This is a genomic window from Bradyrhizobium sp. DOA1, from assembly GCF_001593325.1.
Classification (GTDB): Bacteria; Pseudomonadota; Alphaproteobacteria; order Rhizobiales; family Xanthobacteraceae; genus Bradyrhizobium.
Map to the genome: position 1 here is coordinate 1,960,736 of NZ_JXJM01000001.1, position 17,986 is coordinate 1,978,721.

Annotated in this window: 14 protein-coding genes; 8 read left to right on the forward strand and 6 right to left on the reverse strand. The window is 65.9% G+C overall.

Annotated elements, in window-relative coordinates; all coding sequences use genetic code 11:
• Positions 1-200: 200 nt before the first annotated feature.
• Together SE91_RS09125 and SE91_RS09130 are read right to left on the reverse strand one after the other, a co-directional pair.
• A complete protein-coding gene (locus SE91_RS09125) occupies positions 201-2,153 on the reverse strand; it encodes an SGNH/GDSL hydrolase family protein (RefSeq protein WP_061847361.1) in 1,953 nt (650 codons plus the stop codon).
• 92 nt (positions 2,154-2,245) lie between these two features.
• Entirely contained in the window at positions 2,246-3,328 is a 1,083-nt protein-coding gene (locus SE91_RS09130) for a lysylphosphatidylglycerol synthase transmembrane domain-containing protein (RefSeq protein ID WP_061847362.1), read from the reverse strand.
• Positions 3,329-3,753: 425 nt separating this feature from the next.
• On the opposite strand from SE91_RS09130, the gene SE91_RS09135 reads away from it, so the two are divergent.
• Positions 3,754-4,260, forward strand: a complete 507-nt coding sequence (locus SE91_RS09135) for a YciE/YciF ferroxidase family protein (RefSeq protein ID WP_008554874.1) — start codon at positions 3,754-3,756, stop codon at positions 4,258-4,260.
• 244 nt (positions 4,261-4,504) lie between these two features.
• Positions 4,505-6,904 carry a bifunctional diguanylate cyclase/phosphodiesterase gene (locus SE91_RS09140; RefSeq protein ID WP_061847363.1) on the forward strand — a complete coding sequence of 800 codons (2,400 nt, stop codon included), beginning with the start codon at positions 4,505-4,507 and terminating at the stop codon, positions 6,902-6,904.
• 2 nt (positions 6,905-6,906) lie between these two features.
• Here the strand turns inward: SE91_RS09140 and SE91_RS09145 are convergent, their stop codons facing one another.
• Positions 6,907-7,341 (reverse strand): hypothetical protein, encoded by a 435-nt coding sequence (locus SE91_RS09145; protein ID WP_061847364.1) that lies wholly within the window; start codon positions 7,339-7,341, stop codon positions 6,907-6,909.
• A gap of 67 nt (positions 7,342-7,408) precedes the next feature.
• Between SE91_RS09145 and SE91_RS09150 the strand changes: the two genes are divergently transcribed.
• Entirely contained in the window at positions 7,409-7,996 is a 588-nt protein-coding gene (locus SE91_RS09150; protein ID WP_061847365.1) for a hypothetical protein, read from the forward strand.
• 6 nt (positions 7,997-8,002) lie between these two features.
• On the opposite strand, the gene SE91_RS09155 is transcribed toward SE91_RS09150, so the two are convergent.
• Positions 8,003-9,346, reverse strand: coding sequence for an aminotransferase-like domain-containing protein (locus tag SE91_RS09155; protein WP_061847366.1), 1,344 nt, complete (start codon positions 9,344-9,346; stop codon positions 8,003-8,005).
• Positions 9,347-9,530: 184 nt separating this feature from the next.
• On the opposite strand from SE91_RS09155, the gene SE91_RS09160 reads away from it, so the two are divergent.
• Positions 9,531-9,767: a DUF1127 domain-containing protein gene (locus tag SE91_RS09160; protein WP_061847367.1), complete on the forward strand. Its 237-nt coding sequence runs from the start codon at positions 9,531-9,533 to the stop codon at positions 9,765-9,767.
• A gap of 1,051 nt (positions 9,768-10,818) precedes the next feature.
• Here the strand turns inward: SE91_RS09160 and SE91_RS09165 are convergent.
• A complete protein-coding gene (locus SE91_RS09165; RefSeq protein ID WP_008554848.1) occupies positions 10,819-11,244 on the reverse strand; it encodes a universal stress protein in 426 nt (141 codons plus the stop codon).
• Between the two features lie 56 nt (positions 11,245-11,300).
• Positions 11,301-11,837 (reverse strand): SixA phosphatase family protein, encoded by a 537-nt coding sequence (locus SE91_RS09170; RefSeq protein WP_061851062.1) that lies wholly within the window; start codon positions 11,835-11,837, stop codon positions 11,301-11,303.
• A 189-nt stretch (positions 11,838-12,026) separates the two neighbouring features.
• On the opposite strand from SE91_RS09170, the gene SE91_RS09175 reads away from it, so the two are divergent.
• From SE91_RS09175 to flgK, 4 genes are all read left to right on the forward strand, one after another.
• Positions 12,027-13,517 carry an NAD(P)/FAD-dependent oxidoreductase gene (locus SE91_RS09175; RefSeq protein ID WP_061847368.1) on the forward strand — a complete coding sequence of 497 codons (1,491 nt, stop codon included), beginning with the start codon at positions 12,027-12,029 and terminating at the stop codon, positions 13,515-13,517.
• An 87-nt stretch (positions 13,518-13,604) separates the two neighbouring features.
• Positions 13,605-14,117 (forward strand): peptide-methionine (R)-S-oxide reductase MsrB, encoded by a 513-nt coding sequence (msrB, locus tag SE91_RS09180; protein ID WP_008568846.1) that lies wholly within the window; start codon positions 13,605-13,607, stop codon positions 14,115-14,117.
• Between the two features lie 311 nt (positions 14,118-14,428).
• The gene (locus tag SE91_RS09185) at positions 14,429-16,681 is read left to right on the forward strand and encodes a flagellar hook-basal body complex protein (protein ID WP_060736563.1); all 2,253 of its coding nucleotides are present in this window, start codon (positions 14,429-14,431) and stop codon (positions 16,679-16,681) included.
• A 34-nt stretch (positions 16,682-16,715) separates the two neighbouring features.
• Positions 16,716-17,986: flagellar hook-associated protein FlgK (flgK, locus tag SE91_RS09190; RefSeq protein WP_061851063.1), on the forward strand; the 1,271-nt coding region annotated here is incomplete at its 3' end.

Here is a 17,986-nt window from a genome sequence, read left to right on the forward strand (position 1 = left end):
TCATTCCCCGCGAAGGCGGGGAATCCAGTACGCCGCGGCGCCCCGATTCAATCACGGCTGCTGCGGCGTACGGATCGCCCGCCTGCGCGGGCGACGACACCGAGTAAGCGGAGGCAGCGCGAAGCCCGCATGAGCGAAGCGATATGCGGGGAGAGCGGTTTCGGATGTCGCTGCACTCATCCGGGCTACGAAGCCGGCGCCTACTGCCTTGCGCTCGGCAACAGCTGCGGCAGCAATCCGCGCGTCACGTTCGGTGGCACGGCATCGAGGCCGAGCACGGCGCTCGCGGCGGGCAGTGCGGCATCCGCCATCGCGGCATGACCTTCAGCGCTCGGATGCACGGCGCCGCCATAGACGGCGGAGAGCACGCCCCAGGTCGCGTCGTGAATGTCGGTCGGCTGGCTCGCGGCCGGCAAGCCTTGCGGATAGGTCATCGCAGCGAAATAGCTGTCATTGGCATCGCGGATCCAGCGCGCGCGGGGGAGGTAGGCGCGGTATTCCGAGGCGCCGCGGCCGCACAGCATCGGCTGGCTCGCTGCCGTCACGATATCAGGATTGAAGCTCTGGCCGTTCTCGGCAAAGCAGCTGCGGTCGAATTCGGGATCGTTGCCGGAATGCGCACAGAAGCCGTGATCGGCGAACGCGGCCTGATGCGCGTCGACGAAGGTCATGCGGTCGGCTTCCGGATCGCGGCACAGCGCGCCGCGGGTGCAGGTGGCGAGCCCTTTCAGCTGCGGCAGGAATTCGGTGTCGACGAAGGTCGAGACGCGGGCGAGGCGCTGCGGGTCGGCGTTGAATGACGGATGGATGTCGAAGCCGGCGCGGCCGCCGCGGCACGGCACGCCGCCGTCCGCGAGCGCCGGGTTGGCGTAGGAGACGTAGACCACGCGCGAGAGGTCGCCGCCAACCAGGGGCTTGAGCGCCTCGCGCAGCTTGACGAAGTTCTGCGGCAGCTCTCGCTGGAGCGCATCACGGGAATCGTCGACGCTCGCCATCACGCCGGAGCGGCGGAACAGCGCTCGTTCGGTGGCGGTGTCGACGATGACGTCGGCGACGAGGCCGGAGAAGTAGACGTCGTTGGCGCCAACCGACAACAGCACGAGATCGAGCGTGCGGTCGGGCTGGCGTTTCTTCGCCGCGGTGAGCGCCTCGCGCAGCTCGGCGACCTGGGCGTTCACGCTGGTGTTGCACACGCCGGTCTTGCCGGGCGGGCATTCGCGGGCGCGTTGCGAACCGAGCAGCCCGTCGCCGATGCTGGCGCCGGTGCAGGCGAGCGGCAGGAAGGTCACGGCGATGTGGGTGTAGCGTATCGCGAGCGCCAGCGCGGTGCGGGCCTGGTAGCTGTAGAGCGAGCGATGGCAGGGCGCGTTGAACCAGAGCGCGCTGTAGCGCTGCCAGTTGGCGAGCGTATCCGGCGCCTCGCAGGCACGGCCGCCCTTGAAGCCGTGGCGGCTCGGCCGGTAATATTGCGCGCCGGCCGTGCCGAGATAGGAGCGGAAGCAGAAGCCTTCGTCCGAGAGCGCCAGTGGCCGGTCCGGATTGCCTTCGCCGGAAGCGATGCTGTCGCCCAGGCCGGCGACGAAGATGTCGCGGACCTGGATCTCGGCTTGGACCCGCTGGGTCGGATCGGAGCCGGAGGAGACGTCGACGGTCGCGACCGTCTGCTTGCCGTAGCGGACCCGCAAATTGATCGGCTCGGCGCAGTCGAAGGTCGAAGTCTGCGGCCCGTCGCCGTCGTCGAACGACCAGGCGCAGGTGGCGCCGACCGGCACTGCGCCGTCGAGGCGCACGGTGACGGGATGGTCGATCGGAGTGATGTAGTTCTCCTTGACGTTGTCGCGGGTGCAGGGCTGGTTGACCCGGCCCTGCAGGTCGATGCAGAGGCGGTTGACCATGTTGCGGGCCCAGCCGCGGCCTTCGCTCTGGAGCTCCAGCGACTGCTCGGCGGCCAGGATGCTGCGGTTGCGCGCATTCTCGACATGGAGCAGGAAATCGCGCTCCTCGCGGAACAGGCGGAAGCGGTTGCGCACCTCCCAGCTGATCTGCATGGCGCCGGCGCCCTGCGCGGCGGCGCGCTCGGGCGCCAAGGCAATCAGAATCCCGGCAAGCAACAGGGCGCCTGCGGAGAGAGTACGGAAGGGGAGAGGGATCATGGCCCGCGTGTTCAACGGCAAAGTTGAGGCGGAAATAAGAGAGGATTGCTCTCCCGCCTGCAACCTTTGTCTGACGGGTTTGAGGAGCGGCCCTACCGCTTACCGGCCTGCCGCCGCGCGCGTTCGCGCTCCATCGCGGCCACCTGCGTGGGCAGATTGGCCTGGGCGCAGGCCTCCGCCAGCCGTCGCCGCTCCTGCCACGGCGCGACCACGTTCATCCAGAGCTCGCGCGTGCCCATGATGGAGATGGCGAGGCCGAACGGGATCACGAAATAGAGGATGCGGAACACCAGCAGCGTCGCCAGAAGCTCCTCGCGGCCGAACTGGGGCAGCGCCACCAGCATCGCGGCATCGAACACGCCGAGCGAGCCGGGCGCATGGCTGGCAAAGCCGATCAGCGTCGCCAGGATGAACACCACCGCGAGCGACATGAAGTCGATCGGCGGATTGGCGGGCATCAGCAGATACATCGCCATGGCGCAGAAGCCGAGATCGACCACGCCGATCAGGATTTGCACCAGCGTCAGCGGCGCCGAGGGCAGCACCACTTTCCAGCCCTTCTGGCCGAGCTCCCGCCGCTTCTCGCCCATGCAGAGCCAGACCAGATAGGCGCCGATCGAGGCAAGGCCGCCGAGCGCGATCAGCCGGTTGATCGACGGAGGAAGCTGATCCATCGAGGACGCCGCATCCGGATGGATCGCCAAACCGATCGAAAGCACGAAGATGTTACCGAGCCAGAAGGTCAGGCCCGACAGAAAGCAGATCTTGGCGACGTCGATCGCATTCAGCCCGTAATCCGAATAGATCCGGAAACGGATCGCGCCGCCGGTGAAGACGGTGGCGCCGATGTTGTGGCCGATCGAATAGGACGTGAAGCTGGAGAGCGCCGCGATGCGATACGGCACGTGCTTCTTGCCGATCGTTCGCAGTGCAAAATAGTCGTAGAACGTCAGCGTACAGAAGGCGAAGAAGACGCAGATCGCCGCCAGCCCGATATTGCCGCGAGGAATCTCGGTCAGCGCCGTCAGGATCACCCCGGTATCGATGCCCTTGAGGGTTCGAACCAGCGTGGTGATCGCCAAGGCGATGATGAAGACGCTGGCGGCAATGCCGAGGCGTCGCCAGCCGATCCATCTATTGAAGCCGCGCTTTAGCGCGGGCAGCAGTCCGTGCATTCATCCTCCCGGCGGGGGGCAAGACGATCCAGCCAGGCATTGGCCGATCAGGTACGATCACGGCCGAGGGTCGGCGTCGATCTCTAGACATGATGTAGCTCATTTAAGGCAAAAACGGCGACTTGTGCAGCCCTTGACAAGGATAGCTTCTGCGTCCGACCGGCTACTTTCGTCATACGCCGTTCACATCGGCCGCGCGTTAAGCATATGAGTCGAATGACGGCCCCGGACGGCGCCGGGGTGTCGACATGATGTCAATTGTGGTGCGGCCGGCATTGTTCCAGCGCAAGCGATGCGCAGCTTTTTTGGAACGTCGATGCTGTCTTGCCCGTTAGCGTCCAATCAACAATCGAACATGGCGAAATATGCGGCCTTTCGTGCGGGCCGATACCGTCGTGTTCCCCGAAACCGAGAGGATCGGAACGATGGGACTGTTCACAAAAGACATCAAGACCATGAACGATCTGTTCGTGCATCAGCTGCAGGATATCTATTACGCCGAGCAGCAGCTCACCAAGGCGCTGCCGAAGATGGCAAGCAAAGCCACCGATCCGCAGCTGAAACAGGGCTTTTTGACGCACCTCGAAGAAACCAAGCAACACGTCGCGCGGCTCGAGGAAGTGTTCAAGATGCATGGCGTTCCCGTGAAGGCGGTCGATTGCCCGGCCATCGACGGTATCATCGAGGAAGCTGATGAGACCGCCGGCGAGGTCGCCGATAAGGCCGTGCTCGACGCGGCGCTGATCAATGCGGCGCAGGCTGCCGAACATTACGAGATCGTCCGCTACGGCAGCCTGATCGCCTGGGCCAAGCAGCTCGGCCGCAACGACTGCGCCAGCGTGCTCGCCAAGACGCTCGAGGAGGAGAAGGCGACCGACCAGAAGCTGACGACACTTGCCGAGAGCAAGGTGAACCTGCGCGCGGCGAGCTGATGCAACGACAGGTCAGGGGGCGCCGCGCGGTCATCCGCGCGGCGCTTTTGCTTTTGCCAGGTTCCTTGCCAAGTCCCTGCCAAGCCTCGGATCCGCGGTCGTCCTGCTCTTTGCCGCGGGCGCGATCGATCAACAATGTGAGCGAACGCGCACATCTCCCGTTCACCATTCCCGGAATGGGTTTGTAGTCGGTTACCGATCGTCCATCTCTATCGGCTCAAGTGCCGGTCGAGAGGGGCCGGCAATGTATCAAGTTCTCTACTGTCTCAGCGACGAGCACGACTGGCGACTGGTCGCCCTCGGCGGCGCGGTATGTCTGCTGGCCAGCGCGGCGGCGATCAGCCTGTTTCAGCGCGCGCGCGCGACGCATGGATCCGGGCGTGTGGCCTGGATCGCTCTGGATGCTGCCGTCAGCGGATGCGGTATCTGGGCCACGCATTTCATTGCGATGCTCGCCTACGGGCCAGGCGGTGCCGGCGCCTACAACATCCCGGTGACGATCCTCTCCCTAATCCTTGCGATCTCCGTGACCTTCGTGGGGCTGAGCATAGCGGTCTCGTCCTCGCGCCCGCTCTGGATCGTGCTCGGCGGCGCCATCGTCGGCATGGGTGTCGCGGCGATGCATTACACCGGCATGGCGGCGTTGGAGATGCCGGCACGGGTCAACTGGATCGCAGGCACGGTTGTTGCCTCGGTGCTGTTCGGAATCGTGTTTGCGGCGTCCGCATTGCTCATCGCCGCGCGGCGCGACGACCTCTCGCATGCGCTGACGGCGACCACCCTGCTGACGGTTGCGATCGTCGCACATCATTTCACCGCGATGGGCGCGGTGCTGCTGACGCCGGACCCGACGCTCGCGATCAGCGGGCTCTCCATCCCGCCGGCCTCGCTGTCCTTCCTCACCGCCAGCGCCGCTGTCGCGATCATCGCGATAGCGCTCGTGGCCGCGCTGCTCGACCGCCGCGCCAAGGGCGAACTGGGCCGTCAGCAGATCGTGCTGGACAGCGCGCTCGAGAACATGTCGCAGGGGCTCTGCATGTTCGACGCGGACGGCAAGATCATCCTGTTCAACGAGCGGTATGCCGCGATGCTGCGCCGCACCGACATCCTGCTCACCGGCCGCCTGCTGGTCGACGTGCTCAGGGAAGAGCAGGCCAAGGGCCAGTGGCAGGGCGATGCCGACGAATTCTTCGCCCGCCTGGTGGCCGACGCCCGCGACGGCCGTACCACGACCGACGTCGTCAACCGCTTCGGGCGCTCGATCCGCGTCGTCAACCAGCCGATGCAAGGCGGCGGCTGGGTCGCGACCTTCGAGGACATCACCGAATGGCTGGAGGCGCAGGCCAAGATCTCGCACATGGCGCGCCATGACGCGCTGACCAGCCTGCCGAACCGGGTGCTGTTCCACGAACAGCTCGAGCAGGGGCTGCGCCGGACCAAGTCGGGCGATCAGCTCGCGGTGCTTTGCCTCGATCTCGATCACTTCAAGGACATCAACGACTCGCTCGGCCATCCCATCGGCGATGCGCTGCTCAAGGAAGTCGGCCGCAGGCTGAAGGCGACCGTCGGCGAGCACGACACCGTGGCGCGGCTCGGCGGCGACGAATTCGCGGTGGTGCAGATCGGACGTTCCGAGGAAACCGCCGCGAGGTCGCTTGCCGGCCGCTTCGTCGAGGTGGTCTCGGCGCCCTACGAGATCGACGACCATCAGATCGTGATCGGCGTCTCGATCGGCATCTCGTTGTCGCCGCAGGACGGCAACAATCCGGACGAACTGCTCAAGAACGCCGACCTCGCGCTCTACCGCGCGAAGGCGGACGGCCGCGGCACCTATCGCTTCTTCGAGACCGGCATGGATGCGCGCGCGCAGGCGCGGCGCCTGTTGGAAATGGATCTGCGCGCGGCGCTGCAGCGCGCCGAGTTCGAGGTGTACTATCAGCCGATCCGCGACGTTGCGAGCGGCCGCGTCGTGGCCTTCGAGGCGCTGCTGCGCTGGAACCATCCGCAGCGGGGGCTGATCGCGCCGATCCACTTCATCCCGCTGGCCGAGGAGACCGGCCTGATCGTCCAGCTCGGCGAGTTCGTGCTGCGCTCGGCCTGCACCGACGCGGCGACCTGGCCCGACGACGTCGACGTCGCCGTCAACCTGTCGCCGGTGCAGTTCAAGAGCCCGAACCTGATCGCGTCCGTGACCGAGGCGCTGGCCGCTTCGGGACTGGATGCGCGCCGCCTCGAGCTCGAGATCACCGAGTCGGTGCTGCTCCAGAACAGCGAGGCGACCCTGACCACCTTGCACGAGCTGCGCGCCATGGGCGTGCGGATCTCGCTCGACGATTTCGGCACCGGCTATTCGTCGCTGAGCTATCTGCGCAGCTTCCCGTTCGACAAGATCAAGATCGACCGCTCCTTCGTCTCGGAGCTGGCGACGCGGGAGGATTCCATGGCGATCATCCGCGCCGTGACCGGTCTTGGCCGCAGCCTCGGCATCGTCACCACCGCGGAAGGCGTCGAGAACGACGCGCAGCTCGAGCTGCTCCGCCGCGAGGGCTGCACCCAGGCGCAGGGCTATCTGTTCAGCAAGCCGCGGCCCGCGTCCGACGTCGCGATGATGCTGGAAGGCCCGCGGCTGCGCGCATCCGCTTGAAGTCAGCCGCGGCGCAGCGCGAAATGCGCACCGCAGAACGCCATCACCGCGCCGAGGCACAGCGCCGCAAGGGCGGCCAGCACGCCGGAAATGGTGGGGACCGCACTAGGTGCCGAGGCCGCCTGTCCCGCGCCCGCAAGCAAGAGGACGCCGACCCCGATCAGGAACTGCCGCATGCGGTGCGGGATCTGGCCGTCGACGGCACTCTGCATCAGGGTCGCGGTGAAATAGCCGCCGGAGAAGCCGACCGTCGCGATGAGCCACCAGGCGATCGCCGCGCCTGCCGGCATGAACTCGTGCGTATCGGAGCGCCAGAGGCCGCCGAGATCGAGTCCGTAGCGCGCGCCCAGCATGTGTACTGCGAGCGCGAGCAGCACGCCTGATATCAGGGCGGCACCGAGAATCAGGCGGCGCGGAAAAAAGGTCGTCTCAGCCATGCCACGCTTGTAGGATGGGCGAGGGCGATCGCGCAAGCGGATCGCGAACGGGGGTTTGATTGTCGAGATGCAGGTTTCGGATGCTGAGGCCGCGCCAGTCACGAGCTACGCCTACAAGGCCTCGCTGATCGGCTCGGCGCACCGCTTCGAACTGACGGAAGAGGGGTTGTCCTGGCACGCCGCCGGGCGCTTGGGCCTGTGGCGCTACGACGAAATCTCCGGGATCCGGCTCTCGTTCCGCCCAACATCGATGCAGCAGCACCGCTTTCGCGCCGATGTCAGCCATGCCGGGGGCGGCCGCATCGCGATCCTGTCGACGAGCTGGCAGACCGCAGCGCTGATGGCGCCGCAGGACAACGGCTTCCGCCAGTTCATCGTCGCGCTGCACCAGCGGATGGCGCAGGCGGGCAGCCGGGCGACGCTGACCGCCGGCCTCGGCCGCACGACCTATGCGGCGGTGCTGGCCTTCCTGGCGGTGCTGACGGTGGCGATGACGGGGCTGTTGATCCGCGCCCTGATGGTCGGCGAGTTCGCGGGCGCGCTGTTCATCCTCGGCTTTGCCGCGCTGTTCGCGTGGCAGGTCGGCGGCCTGGTCCTGCGCAACCAGCCGCGCAGCTACAGCTTCGGTCAATTGCCACGGTCGTTGTTGCCGTAGCAGGCACTACTCCGTCGAATCGAAATCCTCTTCCTTGGTGCCGAGCAGCGACACGATGGTGCGCAGGCCGGAATCGAGCTGCTCGGGCGAGGGCGGGGCGAGTGCGAGGCGTACAGCATTTGGCGCGTGGCCATGGGCGATGGCGAAGGTCGAGGACGGCGTCAGCGCGATGCCGCGCCTTGCTGCCGCCGCGACGAAGGTCTGCGAGCGCCAATGCGGCGGCAGGGTCAGCCACAAATGATAGGAGCGCGGGTCGGCAGCGAGCTGGTAGCCGGCAAGCAGCCTTGCCGCGGTCTGCTGGCGACGTGCGGCGTCGATGCGCTTCAGTCGCACCAGCTCGGCGACGGTGCCGTCGGCCATCAGCCGCTGGCCGGATGCCAGCGCATGACCGGAGGCGATCCAGCCGCCGGTGCGGACCGCGCTCATCACGCTCTCGCGCAGGTGCGGCGGCGTAACGAGGATGCCGAGCGCGAGACCGGGCGCGACCTTCTTGGACAGGCTGTCGATCACGATGCAGCGGTTCGGCCCGAGCGCCGCCAGCGGCGTGTCGTCGGCGAGGAAGCCGTAGACGGCATCCTCGATGATGGTGAGATCGAGCTTCTCGGCGACGCGCATGATGTCGGCGCGCCGCGTCGCGTTCATCGTGACGCCGAGCGGGTTCTGGATGATGGGCTGCAGATACAACGCCGACAGATGCGCCTCGCGATGCGCCTTCTGGATCGCGTCGGGGCGCGCGCCGAATTCGTCCATCGGGATCGGCACCAGCGTCACGCCGAGCCGTGCGGCGATGCTCTTGACGTAGGGATAGGTCAGCGCCTCGACGCCGCAGCGGCCGCCGGTGGGCACGAGCGCGGCGAGGGCTGCGGCGAGCGACTGCTTGCCGTTGGCGGTGAAGACGATCTGCTCGGCCTGCGGCGTAAAATCCTTGCGTGCGAGATAGGCGGCGGCCGCGTTGCGCGCGCTCCTGGTGCCGGTGCTGGTCGAGACGCGCAGCGCAGATTCGAGCGCGTCGACGCGTTCGAGCCCCGCAAGGCTCTTGGCGATCATCGCCCATTGCTGCGGCAACAGCGGATAATTGACCTCGAAATTGATGCGCGACTCGGCCGGTTCGCTCAAGGTCTCGACTTCGCGCCTGATGTCACCGGAGATGAAGGTGCCGCGGCCGACCTCGCCGACCACGAGGCCGCGGCGGAGCAGCTCGGTGTAAACCCGGCTGGCGGTCGAGACCGCGATGCCTCGGTCATAGGCAAAATTGCGCTGCGGCGGCAGCCGGTCGCCGGGCCTTAACGTGCCGTTAGCGATATCGACTGCAATGGCATCGGCGAGCTTCACGTACTCGAACTTGGACATATTGCACCGAGAGCAATGTTTTACTTGCTCCGAGAAGTGTACTGGAGCATTTAAGTTCCATCAAGGTCCACGATTGAGCCGAGGTGAGCGAGAGCAATCCGACGGCAAATGAGGTGCAGGCGCTGAGTGCGTCCGCGCCAACGGCATTGGCTTCGCCGCGCGGACCGACAGGCGGAGAAGAAAAATGACCACGATCTCGCAAACTGCCGGGCGGAGCTTACGCCCAACCTCGTCGAGCGGATTTTTTGCAACGCTCGCCAACTCCTTCCACGCGCTGTTCGACCGCCTCGAGCGCCGCTCGGCGGTCAAGACCCTGAACGAGCTCGACGACCGCGCCCTGCGCGACATCGGGATCAACCGCAGCCAGATCGAGGACGCGGTGTACGGGCAGTTCAAGGCCGAGCTGTCGCGGTATCTCTGAGGCACGTGCGACGCTCGTCCTTCCGTGTCCCGGACGCGCTGCGACGCGGAGCGTTGCTGCGCAGAGCCGGGACCCAGAAGGTCACGGTACTCGCTGATACATGGGTCCCGGCTCTGCAGCGCGTCACTTCGTGCTGCGCAGCGTCCGGGGCACGAGCGCGGTGTTTGGTGCAGAACTACCTCCACTGTCATTGCGAGCGGAGCGAAGCAATCCAGACTGCTTCCGCAGAAACAGTCTGGATTGCTTCGTCGCTTCGTCGCAAGGGCTCCTCGCAATGACGGAGTGTGGGGCAACAGCTTCGCTCCATCGATCTTTGCAGACGCACCTTCGCAGCCTCGCGGCTGATCTCGCCCGAGCTTTGCGTCGATGCCTCACCCTCGATTGAAAAGGGCGCAGGGAAGACCGGGTGCCGGCCGGGCACCCACGGTCCACTGTGCGAAAGCGTGTGCTTTACAAGATTGCACAGCGGCATACAGGTGAAGCCAAGCAACCGGCCTTCCCTGCGCAGTGGTTTTACGGCTTATGTCGTGCTCTCCCTGGGGAGCGATGCACTATTGCCCCCGTCACCTTGCGGATGGCTGATGCGCGCGCCCGGTTGGGCCGCCACATCACCGCAAGACTTGGCGCACAGACCCCGGGCGCCAGGACGACACGATTTCACCGTACGCGAACCGCACCCGTCGTTGACGCGACGCGTTCGCTCACGGTTGCCCGCCCTGCGAAGCTTTTCGCGCCGGTGTGACCCACGTCCACCGCCGCCCGGCCCGCGTTCATGACGATCGCGATACGCCCCTCTTCGTTGGGCCCGGTTGCGGCGAGACATACGCCGTTTCCGAATTTCGGTAAAGCGGAATGTTTTGACGGCGTGCGTTGACCTACGACTGGCGTGTTTTGCCCGCCAGGCAGCGCGATATCTTGTAGCCCGGATGAGCGAAGCGACATCCGGGATTCTCACGGCGAGCGGTCCCGGGTGTCGCTTCCGCCTTCGCTCGTTGAGCTACGGCGGACAAGTCGCTCACCCGGGCTACGAATTGCGGGCTCGCTGCAACCGTCAATGCCGGACCACCAGCACCGAACACTTCGCATAGCGCACGACGTGTCCGGCGTTGGAGCCTAGGAAATAGGTGCGCATCGCCGGCCGGTGCGAGGTCATCACGATCAGGTCGGCCTTCATGTGCACCGCTTCCTCCAGGATCTCGTGATAGATGCCGCCCTGGCGCACCACGCTGGAGATGCGGGATGCCTCGATGCCGGATTCGCGCGCGACGATGGCGAGCGCTTCCTCCGAGGTCTGGCGCTGCTGCTCGTCGAAATCGGCCGGCACGTATTCGGCCAGCATCACCGGCGTCATCGGCAGCACGTTGAGCAGGCGCACGGCGCCGCTCCAGGTCTGCGACAACGTCGCCGCGGTCGCGATCGCCGGCTTGGCGAGATCGGTATCGGCGAGGTCGATGGGCACGAGGATGGACTTGAACATCTGCGCCTCCCTATGAACCAGGCTGGATCAACCGGTCGAGACGTCGCCCGCGCGTCTCATCCCGATCGAAGCAGCTTGGGGCTGATGAACAGCACCAGTTTGCCGCGGCGGTAGGCCACGTCACCCCAATCCTTGACGTCAAAGTCGAAGATCGCAAGCCCCGCTGTGGGCAGGTTGTCGCTGAGCCCCTTGGCCCCGGCCGGATCGCCGCCACCCATCAGCATGAGCGCGATCTCGTGCATGCCGGGATTGTGGGCGATCAGCAGCAACTGCTTCGGGTCCGCCGGGGCGGTTGCGGTGCGAATGGAGTCCAGGATTTGCGCGGGATCGGCGCCGTAGAGTTCCGGCAGGATCTCGACCTGCGGCGCGGCGACGCGGTCCTTCATTGCTTCCCAGGCGACGTCCCAGGTCTGCCGGGCTCGCACGGCATGCGACACCAGCACGGTCTCGGGGAAGGGTGGATGGGAGGCGATCCAGTCGCCCATCCGCGCCGCGTCCTTGTGGCCGCGGTCGTCGAGCCGGCGGTCCTGGTCACGGCCGCTTGGCGCGTCAGTCTCGGTCTTGGCGTGACGCAGCAGCATCAAACGGCGCATGGCATTCTCGAATCGTTCCACGTCCAGGATAATCTACAGGCGCCTGTTGAGGACAAGGTGACAGGGGCCCGGTCGGCATGACGCGCTGAGATGAGTGCGAATCATCGCCGCGGTTCAGGTTGTTAGTTCGAGCATGATCCTATCGGAAAACCGCTGCACGCTTATCCGGATCATGCTCTAAGAAACGACATGAGCGAGACTTTCACAAGCGTGTCCCAGGAAGAAGCCGGCTTTCGCGAGCGCGCGCGGCTGTCGTTCGATCTCGATGCCGACATTTGTGTGATCGGGGCAGGGCTCGCCGGCCTCTCCATCGCGCTGGAGGCCGCCCGGCTTGGGGCCAGCGTCGCGGTGCTCGAGGGCCGCCATATCGGCTGGAACGCCTCCGGCAACCAGCTCGGTACCGTGATGCCGGGCTTCGCGCTGCCGCTCACGGACCTGATCGAGCGCATCGGCTTTGAAGACGCGCGCGAATTGTGGAGGCTGTCCAAGGAGGGCGCCGAGCTCGTCCGCGCCAACGCCACGGAAGAGAACATGCCGGGGATCGGCCTTCGCGAGGGCGTGCTCGAAGTCTCCAATGTCGATGCGGGCGACCGGCTGATCAGCCGGTTGCAGATGTTGAACGAGGATTTCGACACCGAAGCCGAGGGCTGGCAGGTCGATCGCGTCCGCGAGACGCTCAAGACCGATCGCTATTTCCACGGCGTCTACTACCCCAAGGCGTTCCAAATCGACGGCCGCAAATATGTGCATGGCCTTGCGGCTTTGGCGCGGCGGGCGGGGGCCCGCATCTTCGAGGATACGCCGGTGGTCAGTATCGATCATTCCGGCATCCGCAAGCGAATCGTCACGCCCTCGGCGCGGCTGCGTGCGACCCATATCGTGCTCGCCGGCAACATCCATCTCGGTGCGCCCTTGAAGCGCTTGTCGGAGACGCTGCTGCCGGTCTGGCGCTATGCCGGCATCACCGCGCCGCTGGGCGATCGCCTGCACGAGATCATCGCCTTCAAGGGATCGGTGATGGATTCCGACGGCGTCGACCATTTCCGTGTCGTCGACGGCGACCGGCTGATGTGGGAGAGCCCGGAGACGACCTGGGCGGCGCGGCCGCAGCGTTTCGGCGGCGCCGTCAAGCGGCGGATCCGCACGATCTTTCCCGAGCTCGGCAATGTCGAGATCACCGAGACGTTCGGCGGCGCCACCGGCCAGACCGTGCACGGCATGCCGCAGATCGGCCAATTGCGCAAAGGCCTGTGGGTGGCGAGCGGGTTCGGCCGTCAGGGCATGAACACGTCCGCCATGGTTGGACAGATGATCGCCCGCAGCATCCTGCGGGGCGACGAACGCTGGAAGCTGTTCTCGCCGTTCGAGCTGGTCTGGGCGGGCGGTGCCACCGGGCGCGTTGCCGGCCAGTTGGTCGGGATCTGGGGCAGGGCGAGTTCCGCTGCCGCCGGCTCGCTTGCCCGCTACCGCGAGCGTGCCAGGGTCAAGGACAGGGAACGCGAGAAGCGTCTCGCCGAGGCCAACCGCGCGGCCGGCACGGGGCCGCGTCGTCCGATGCCGCCCCTCCGGCCGTGGCCGGCTCCGCCGCCGAGAGCTGCGGCGAGCGGACCAGAACATGGCCCCCGGGGACCAGAACATGGCTCGGAACCGGCCCCGCACGACGAAGGCGTCCCGCAATAACCTTGCGAAAAATTCGCTTGGACGTGTAACTTCGGCCGCCGGAAGCACGTATCTCAAGGCGTGGACCCCCCACGCAGGGAGAACGAGATGTTTGACCGCCGCATCCTGCTATCGACCGCCGCCGGCCTGCTCGGCCTTTCGGCCTTCCGCTGGTTGAGGGCATCCCCGGCCGAGGCGGGCGAGAAGGCCGCGCAAAAATTCGAGATCGTGAAGACGGAGGCCGAATGGCGGGCCCAGCTCACGCCGCAGCAATATGAGATCCTGCGCAACCACGGCACCGAGCGGCCCGGCTCCAGTCCGCTGCTCAAGGAGAAGCGCAAGGGCATCTTCGCCTGCGCCGGCTGCGACCTGCCGCTGTTTGCGTCCGAGACCAAGTTCGAGAGCGGCACCGGCTGGCCGAGCTTCTATGCGCCGATCGAGGGCAATGTCGGCAAGACCGAGGACCGTGCCTACGGCATGGTCCGCACCGAGGTGCATTGCCGGCGCTGCGGCGGCCATCTCGGCCACGTCTTCGACGACGGCCCGAAGCCGACCGGATTGCGCTATTGCATCGACGGTTTCGGGCTGGTCTTCCACCCGGCGGCGGCCTCGGCGACGTAGGTTTTGGACCGTCATTGCGGCGCGATGCGTCAGCATCGAATTACGGTGCGCGGTCGCGCACCTGAGAATCTTGAGATTCTCAGGTGCGCAATTGCGCACCAGAGTTCGGTCCTGCGGACCGCCCCGGAATGACAATGACTCCCGGCAATTGTTGCCGGTCCCGGCAATTGTGCCCCGGTCATCAGACCAGGGCTTTTTCATTAAGCCATTGATTTCCTGAATATACCCGCATTGGCATGGCCCTTGCGACTGTCTCTGCCGATTGCGGCCACGGTTCGGGTGCCGCCGAGATCGGATTTGGAGACAAAGTTATGGGTATCTTCGATGCAATGAACACCTCGGTGGGTGGTCTGCAGGCGCAGTCCTACGCGCTGCAGAACATTTCCGGCAACATCGCGAACTCATCCACCACCGGTTACAAGGGCATCGGTACCAGCTTCGTCGACCTCATTCCGGACTCCTCGGTTCCGAGCAAGCAGGTCGCCGGCGGCGTGACGGCGAACGCCAAGGCCACCATCACCACCCAGGGCACGATTTCGGGCTCCACCGTCGCCACCAACATGGCGATCACCGGCGACGGCTTCTTCTCGATCCAGAAGGCAAGCGGCGTCGTCGACAACGTGCCGGTGTTCACCGGCGTCACCTACTACACGAGGCGCGGCGACTTCCAGCTCAATGCCAACGGCAATCTGGTCAACGGCGCAGGCTATTACCTGATGGGCGTCACGGTCGACCCGAAGACCGGCAACCCGACCGGCAGCGTGGCGAACGTCCTGCAATTCCAGAACAACTTCATTCCGGCGCAGGCGACCACCTCGATCCAATACGCTGCGAACCTGCCGACGCAGCCGAACACGGTGGCAAAAACCACTGCATCGACCGGCACGCTGCTCGCGGCCGGCGGTCTCAACCCGTCAGATTTCAGCGCGAACCCGCTGCCGGTCGGCACGCCGCCTGCGCCCTATGCGAACGCAACGGTCTCGGGTGCTGCCGCCACCGGCAATATCCGCTCGGCCTATTCCTCGACGACGGCCACGGGTACGGTTGCGCTCCAGAACAATTCCTCGGCTGTGGCCTCGACGACCACATCCCTCGACAATGCCGCCGGCACGCATCTCGCCTCCAGCATCCTCACCGCCCTGAGCGGCCAGACGCTGACCATCAACGGCAACACCATCACGTTCGACGGCAGCACCACGGTGTCGACGGTCGGTAACAACACCACGATCGGTCTCGGTGCGGGCACGACGGCCACGGTTGCGAGCATTCTGAACGCCATCCAGACCGCCGGCGGCGCCGGCGTCACCGCATCGCTTTCCCCCAGCGGCAATATCCAGATCGCGAGCGGCACCGGCACCGACGTCGCGGTCGGCAGTGGCACGGCCGCCACCGCGCTCGGCATCAGCAGCGTGACGCGCGGCGGCAACGTGCTGTCCTCGCCCGCGATCTCCGGCGCGACGGTGCTGAGCGGCAGCGCGACCGCCGGTGGCGCCCAGGTGCTCACGTCAGGCTTCTCTGCCGGCGACACCATCACCGTCAACGGCCAGACGCTGACCTTCATGGCCTCTGGCGCTTCGGGCGCGAACCAGATCAACGTCACCGACAACGTCACGACCCTGCTCGGCAAGATCGACGCGCTCTCGGGCGCCTCGGGTTCGTCGGTCAGCAGCGGCGGCGTGATCACGCTGAACACCGGCACCGTCTCCAACCTGTCGGTGTCCAGCTCCAACAGCGCTGCTTTTTCGGCGCTCGGCTTCACCTCGACCATCACCAGGAATCGCGACGGCGGCGGCACGGCCGGCACCGGCGGCGTGATCGGCAACGACATCGCCACCTTCACCAAGGAATCGATCAGCGGCGGCGCGGTGACCGCCTACAATGCCGCTGGTACGCCGGTGAACCTGCAGCTGCGCTGGGCTAAGACCGACAGTGCCTCGCTGGGAGCGGGTCATTCGGACAGCTGGAATCTGTTCTACCAGACCGACCCGAATGCGACCGGCACCACCGTCGGCTGGGTCAACACCGGTCAGACCTTCACCTTTGCCGCCGACGGCTCGCTGACCTCGCCCAGTGGCTCGGGCATCACCATCAACAACGTCAGCGTCAGCGGCCAGTCGCTCGGGTCGGTCGCCTTCAACATCTCCTCGGGCGGGCTGACGCAATATGCCAGCACCAGCGGCGCGGTGACGATCAACACCATCACCCAGAACGGCTATGCCGCCGGTCAGCTCCGCTCGGTCGCCGTCAACAACAACGGCGTCGTGGTCGGCACCTTCTCCAACGGCCAGAACCTCAACCTCGCCCAGGTGCAGCTGTCGCACTTCAACGGCACCAACTACCTCAAGGCAATGGACGGCGGCGCCTATGCCGCGACCGAGCAGTCGGGTGACGCCATCGACGGCGCTTCGGGCACCATCAGCGGCTCGTCGCTGGAGGGATCCAACACCGACATCGCCGACGAATTCACCAAGCTGATCGTGACCCAGCAGGCCTATTCGGCCAACACCAAGGTGATCACGACCGCGAATTCGATGGTGCAGGACCTCTTGAACGTGTTGCGCTGATCGGCGCGTGACGTAACCAAAGGCGGCAAGTAACATGGGTTTGAGTTCAGCCCTCGCCAGCGCGATGAGCGGCCTGCGTGCCAACCAGGCCGCGCTCTCGATCGTCTCCTCGAACGTCGCGAATTCGCAGACGCCGGGTTACGTCGTCCAGACGCCGAACCAGATCGAGGTCACCACCGGCGAGTTCGGCTCGACGGCGATGACCACCGGCGTCAGCCGGCAGCTCGACACCTATGTGTTGAACCAGCTGCGCACCGAGGTCGGCGGCAGCGGCTACGCCGACCAGATGGCCAACATTCTGAAGCAGCTTCAGAATGTCTACGGCACGCCCGGCAATTCCGGCACGCTCGAAGACGCGCTGAACAAATTCACCACCGCGCTCCAGGCGCTGTCGACCAGCTCGGGCGCGTCGTCGGCACAGACCGTCGCGCTCGGCGCGGCGCAGGCGCTGGCGCGGCAGCTCAACGTCACCACCACGGGTATCCAGTCGCTGCGCTCCAACGTCGAGCAGGATCTCGGCAACTCGGCGCAAGCCGCCAATACGGCGATGAAGCAGATCGCCGACATCAACACCAGGCTGCAGGGCCTGGGAGCCAACGATCCCTCGGCGGCCACGCTGATGGACCAGCGCGACCAGGCCATCAACACGCTGTCGAAATATGTCGACGTCCGCGTTACCACCGACAATTCGAACCAAGCCAACATCTACACCACGACCGGCATTCAGCTGGTCGGCGCCGGGCTCGCCTCGGAATTCTCCTTTGCGTCCGCCGGCGCGCTGTCGGCGACCTCGCTCTACAACATCGATCCGGCCAAGTCCGGCGTCGGCGCGTTCAACATCAAGCTGCCGAACGGCTCGCAGGTCGACGTCGTCGCCAACAATGTGGTGTCGTCCGGCCAGATCGCAGCCGACCTGAAGCTGCGCGACGACATCCTGGTCCAGGCGCAGAACCAGATCGACCAGCTCGCGGCGACGATGTCGAGCGCGCTGTCCGACAAGACTACGGCCGGCAGCACGGTCTCGGGTCCCCCGGCCGGGTTCGATCTCGAGCTGGCCGGTGCGCTGCCGGGCAACACGGTCAACATCACCTACACGGACACGACCACCAACACGCAGCGCCAGATCACGCTCGTCAACGTGACCGATCCGGCGGCGCTGCCGCTCCAGAACGCGACCAATGCCAACCCGATGCGGATCGGCGTCGACTTCGCCGGCGGCATGGGCGCGATCGCCTCCGCGCTCAATACCGCGCTGTCAGGCAGCCATCTGTCGTTCGCCGCCGCGCCGTCGCCGGCGACGGCTAC

Excerpts from the sequence above, each read along its gene's own strand:
- SE91_RS09140 (WP_061847363.1), top strand. The coding sequence starts at position 4,505 with ATGTATCAAGTTCTCTACTGTCTCAGCGACGAGCACGACTGGCGACTG.
- SE91_RS09165 (WP_008554848.1), bottom strand. The coding sequence starts at position 11,244 with ATGTTCAAGTCCATCCTCGTGCCCATCGACCTCGCCGATACCGATCTC.
- SE91_RS09135 (WP_008554874.1), top strand. The coding sequence starts at position 3,754 with ATGGGACTGTTCACAAAAGACATCAAGACCATGAACGATCTGTTCGTG.
- SE91_RS09145 (WP_061847364.1), bottom strand. The coding sequence starts at position 7,341 with ATGGCTGAGACGACCTTTTTTCCGCGCCGCCTGATTCTCGGTGCCGCC.
- SE91_RS09175 (WP_061847368.1), top strand. The coding sequence starts at position 12,027 with ATGAGCGAGACTTTCACAAGCGTGTCCCAGGAAGAAGCCGGCTTTCGC.
- SE91_RS09155 (WP_061847366.1), bottom strand. The coding sequence starts at position 9,346 with ATGTCCAAGTTCGAGTACGTGAAGCTCGCCGATGCCATTGCAGTCGAT.
- SE91_RS09130 (WP_061847362.1), bottom strand. The coding sequence starts at position 3,328 with ATGCACGGACTGCTGCCCGCGCTAAAGCGCGGCTTCAATAGATGGATC.
- SE91_RS09125 (WP_061847361.1), bottom strand. The coding sequence starts at position 2,153 with ATGATCCCTCTCCCCTTCCGTACTCTCTCCGCAGGCGCCCTGTTGCTT.
- SE91_RS09150 (WP_061847365.1), top strand. The coding sequence starts at position 7,409 with ATGCAGGTTTCGGATGCTGAGGCCGCGCCAGTCACGAGCTACGCCTAC.
- SE91_RS09160 (WP_061847367.1), top strand. The coding sequence starts at position 9,531 with ATGACCACGATCTCGCAAACTGCCGGGCGGAGCTTACGCCCAACCTCG.
- SE91_RS09185 (WP_060736563.1), top strand. The coding sequence starts at position 14,429 with ATGGGTATCTTCGATGCAATGAACACCTCGGTGGGTGGTCTGCAGGCG.
- msrB (WP_008568846.1), top strand. The coding sequence starts at position 13,605 with ATGTTTGACCGCCGCATCCTGCTATCGACCGCCGCCGGCCTGCTCGGC.
- SE91_RS09170 (WP_061851062.1), bottom strand. The coding sequence starts at position 11,837 with ATGCGCCGTTTGATGCTGCTGCGTCACGCCAAGACCGAGACTGACGCG.